Origin of the sequence: Phytoactinopolyspora endophytica, assembly GCF_004138495.1 — a bacterium.
Lineage (GTDB): Bacteria > Actinomycetota > Actinomycetes > Jiangellales > Jiangellaceae > Phytoactinopolyspora > Phytoactinopolyspora endophytica.
The window spans coordinates 37,778-41,969 of record NZ_ML142879.1 but is presented as its reverse complement, the minus strand read 5'-3'; the positions used below and the strand labels follow the sequence as shown (position 1 = coordinate 41,969).

General features: G+C 55.9%; 3 protein-coding genes. 2 read left to right on the top strand and 1 reads right to left on the bottom strand.

Annotation, left to right across the window (positions count from 1 at the left end; all coding sequences use genetic code 11):
* A partial coding sequence (locus tag ELR45_RS33135; protein ID WP_165368325.1) for an S-adenosylmethionine synthetase N-terminal domain-containing protein occupies positions 1 to 87 on the bottom strand: 87 nt, incomplete at its 3' end.
* An 870-nt stretch (positions 88 to 957) separates the two neighbouring features.
* Between ELR45_RS33135 and ELR45_RS43135 the strand changes: the two genes are divergently transcribed.
* Positions 958 to 2,229 carry a glycosyltransferase gene (locus ELR45_RS43135; RefSeq protein WP_129670093.1) on the top strand — a complete coding sequence of 424 codons (1,272 nt, stop codon included), beginning with the start codon at positions 958 to 960 and terminating at the stop codon, positions 2,227 to 2,229.
* Positions 2,230 to 2,740: 511 nt separating this feature from the next.
* A partial coding sequence (locus tag ELR45_RS33125; RefSeq protein WP_338069623.1) for a N,N-dimethylformamidase beta subunit family domain-containing protein occupies positions 2,741 to 4,192 on the top strand: 1,452 nt, incomplete at its 3' end.

Sequence of the window (4,192 nt, the reverse complement as noted above, 5' to 3'; positions counted from 1 at the left end):
CAAGATCGAGTCACTGATCGCGTCCGCCATCTTGTCCGGGTGACCCTCGGTCACCGACTCACTCGTAAACAAACGCCGATATGCCATCGCGATCTCCTGGTACTGCGAGTTGATACACCCCGCATTTGGTGAAAATCCTCGTCGTTCCCTCAGCTTCCACCGATGTTCGTGCTATTCACAGGGGCTGCGTTCAGTCCCGCCCGGTCCCGCGTTTCGCCTCTAGTACCTCCAGCGGGTGTCCGAGCTCCTTACGTTGGGGCCAGCAATCTTGATAGTCGTCTGCCCCATGAGCGTGACGGACAAGGAGCCGGGGTGTGTCAGATAAACGGTGGATCCGGTCTCGGTGATGGTTAGTTACCGGTTGGTGTGATGCGGCCTTCGAACGTGATCGCGAACGCGTTCAGGGCCGGTTTCCACCTCATCGCCCATCGTGCCCTGCCCCGTCCGGCCGGTGACACGCCGAGCTCAATGAGCAACCATCGTGATCGGCTGAGGGCGCGTCGCTGAAACCTAAAGAGGCTTCGCCCCTGTCTGAAAGCATGTTCGTTGTGGACCGGTCTACGGGCTCCGACCGGTGATCAGGTGTGGCACGCTGGCCACGTTCATTCGGGCCATCTGCGCGGCCGGAGTGTCCGGGCGCGCAGATCTGCCCGACCAGAGCCCTGTTGCTGGCGGTGGCCGGTCCCGGGATTTCCCTAAGGAGTCCAACGGCGCAGGCAGCGGCTGGGTCGCTGAGCTGCGACGTCGTCGCAGTGGCCAATCTCTCCACTGGGGCGGGTGGTAGGAATGGCAGCGAGGCCGCCAGGGTGTTGACGGGTCGCGTAGACGCCGACGTCGAGTGTCTCGAGTTCGGGTACTCGCTTGAAATCGAACCCTTGCGGTTGGCGTCAGAGGAATGCCTAGTCTTAACTGCGACTCCCCGCAGTCCGGCTGACTGAATATACGGAGTGATCACCAATGAAAGTGTTGTTGCTTTCCCAAGGGACTCGGGGTGACATTCAACCGTACGCGAATCTTGCGCGTGCTCTGCGCACGCGCGGGCACGAGCCCATTCTTGGTGCACCCCGTCGGTGGGTGCACCTCGCTGAGCCATACGGTGTCCGCGTAGCTCTACTATACGACGCAGTGGACGAATTGCTCGACGATCCGATAGTTCGAGATGCTTTCGAAACCAACTATCGCGGACTCCGGGGTAAGGCGATGGCCGTAAAGGTAATGCAGAAGTTCCGCCCCATGGAGACTCGAATTATAGAAGACATGGCACGTGCAGCAGAACTTGACGTCGACATAGTTGTGTTCCAACCGTTTCTCCCAGGACATGCAATCGGGGAGTGGCTTGGCGTGCCGGCCGTTCCCGCCGGACTACAGCCCATCTGGGTTCCGACGAGATCATTTCCCAATCCAATGGTTCCGTTCCGAGTACCTCGACTGCTCAATCGGTCGTCATATTTGTGGACCCGCCTATGGTACCGAGGATTTATGGGTAGCATTGCTAAGTGGCGCACACAGACGCTCGGCCTTGAACGTCGCCGAGGTCAGCAAAACTCCCTCCGTTTGCCTAACGGCGACCACGCCACAGTTATACATGCTTTCAGCCGGCACCTGCTTCCGCTGAGATTAGACTATCCAGACTGGGTTCATACGGTCGGGTATTGGTTTCCGCCGAGTCAACATGATTGGACGCCTCCCAAAGAGTTGCTTGACTTCCTCGAAGCGGGCGATCCACCGGTATGTGTCGGATTTGGCAGCATGGTCGGAAAGGATCCACGACGTACTGGTGCTATTGTGGCAGATGCCGTCCGTCGAGCAAACGTTCGTGCCGTCATCGTCACAGGTAGCGGGGGCATCGACATTGATGGGGCCTTGGAGGACAACGTGCTAGTCCTTCGAGAAGCGTCTTTCGACTGGCTATTCCCGCGTATGTCCGCGATCGTCCACCATGGTGGTTCTGGAACGTCCGCGGCCGCGCTGGCCTCTGGTCGACCACAAGTCGTATGCCCATTCATGACCGATCAGCCTTTTCACGCTCGCCGAATGCACGCGATAGGCGTCGCACCGCCGCCACTGCCTCAAGTCAGGCTTACAGCCGACAACCTGTCCGAGTCCATTTCGAGGGCGGTAACAGACCGTGGCCTAGTTGAGTGTGCCGAGACGTTGGGGGAACGCGTGAAGTCTGAGGACGGCCTGACGGCTACAGCGACGATCCTCGAGTCAATGGTCCCCCGATAGTGGAACGGCGATGCACGTGAAGATAGTTGGCTATAGCGATAAACTAAGCATCAGAGGCGGAGATCGCGTTCGGTTCATGATAAGCTCACAATCCGACGTCTTGCAGTCTGACCTCATTCGTATCATTCATGGGGATCCACATCCTGGAACGCCTGGATTGCGATATCAAACGGTGTCGTCTTCGTTAGCTAAAGAACTCCAAGCCAAATATCAGCCGCTTGTTAAGGGGTCGTATATTCGGATACCAAATATCGCCGATGAGGCAATAAGGCCACCCCTAACCATCCATCTCTTCGCACAGCCAACGCTCGTTGCAGAGCATAACCGTGTCCTCGCAAGTGCCGCCTGTCCCCATCATGATGGCTGGGCGTTAGCAATTGACAGTCTTGGCCGTATCGTATGGATCTCCTACGACGCGTACACAGGGGCGCGATGTTTCTCAACGAAGCGCTCATTAGCACGAGGGATCTGGTATTCTATAGTTGGCTCCGTCTCATCAAATCGACGGACTGTGGCGCTCGAAGTGGTCCCAGTTCGCGCTACCTCATACCCCTATGTCTCGGAAATTCTCGAACGTGAACCACTCTCGCACCAATACGTCCAATCAGAAAAGATCGCTAAGGACATCGATCTGCTCATTGGCGCGCGCTACGGTGTGTCTGATGCTGGAAACCATGCCGTCGACGTATTTGACGGCAGAATCAGCAACCCTTCCTTATATAACCGCGTTATATCAGCCGAGGAAGCGAACGCCTTGCACCGTGGAGCTAAGCCCGAAGGCATCGTTGGGCTGATGGGGGCATGGAACTTTGGCCGTGATATAGGAACACGACATATCCGTGATATATCGGGAAATGGCTGTCATGGACAAACTGTCAATATGCCCACGCGCGGCCTTCCGGGGCCCTGGTGGCAGCGACAGACAACAGACTATACGGATGCCCCGGACGAGTACACAGCGATCCACTTTCACAATGATGATCTCGACGATGCACAGTGGGAGCCTACCTTAGAATGGGACGTTCCGAGGGAACTCGAGAGCGGAATATACGGTTTGCGTCTCAAAGATGACGAGGGAAACGAAGACTGTCTCCCAATCTTTATCCGTCCGGGAGGCAGATCTAAGAAGAAGGTCCTATTTCTAGCGCCGGTCTTGAGCTACTTGGCATACGCTAACCAACATATATTCACAGATGATAGTTTAGATTTTCTTCGAGAAAATGCGGGTGATGTTGGTGGCCTTTTGAGCGAACGTGACAAGTTTGTGGTGGAGAATGGCCTTCACAGCCTATATGATCGGCATGACGATGGTAGTGCAGTACTCTATTCATCGTGGCTCAGGCCCCTCGTAACTATGCGGCACGATTACGTGTCACGGGGTGTGGGAAACGGTCGCGGCGGAACACATCAGCTTTCGGCCGATCTGCATATAGTGGACTGGCTGTATCAGCATGGATATGAGTATGACGTAGCGACGGATATTGACCTGCATGCCGAAGGAAGTGGTCTGTTGCGGGACTACTCAGTTGTAATGACCGGATCACATCCTGAGTACTCGACGCGCGCTGTGATCGACGCATTAGAGGAATATACAACGGCTGCAGGAAGGCTGATGTATTTGGGCGGAAACGGCTTCTATTGGGTGACAGGTTTCGACATTGAGTCGAAACATACTATCGAGGTCCGGCGCTGGGGCGGAACCCAAATATGGCAAGCAGACGTTGGTGCAAGGCACATGACAACGACGGGTGAGTTAGGAGGACTGTGGCGAAACCGTGGACTTGCACCTCAGAGGTTAGTGGGTACGGGGTTTGCCGGCTCAGGCGAATTTGCGGCAGGAAGCGCTTACAAGCGGACTGCAGAAAGCTTTTGTAACCGGGCTGGGTTCATTTTTCGTGGAGTTAATGACACATATATAGGAGACTTCACGAACGTCGTTACAGGCTATGGGGCTGCGGGTTAC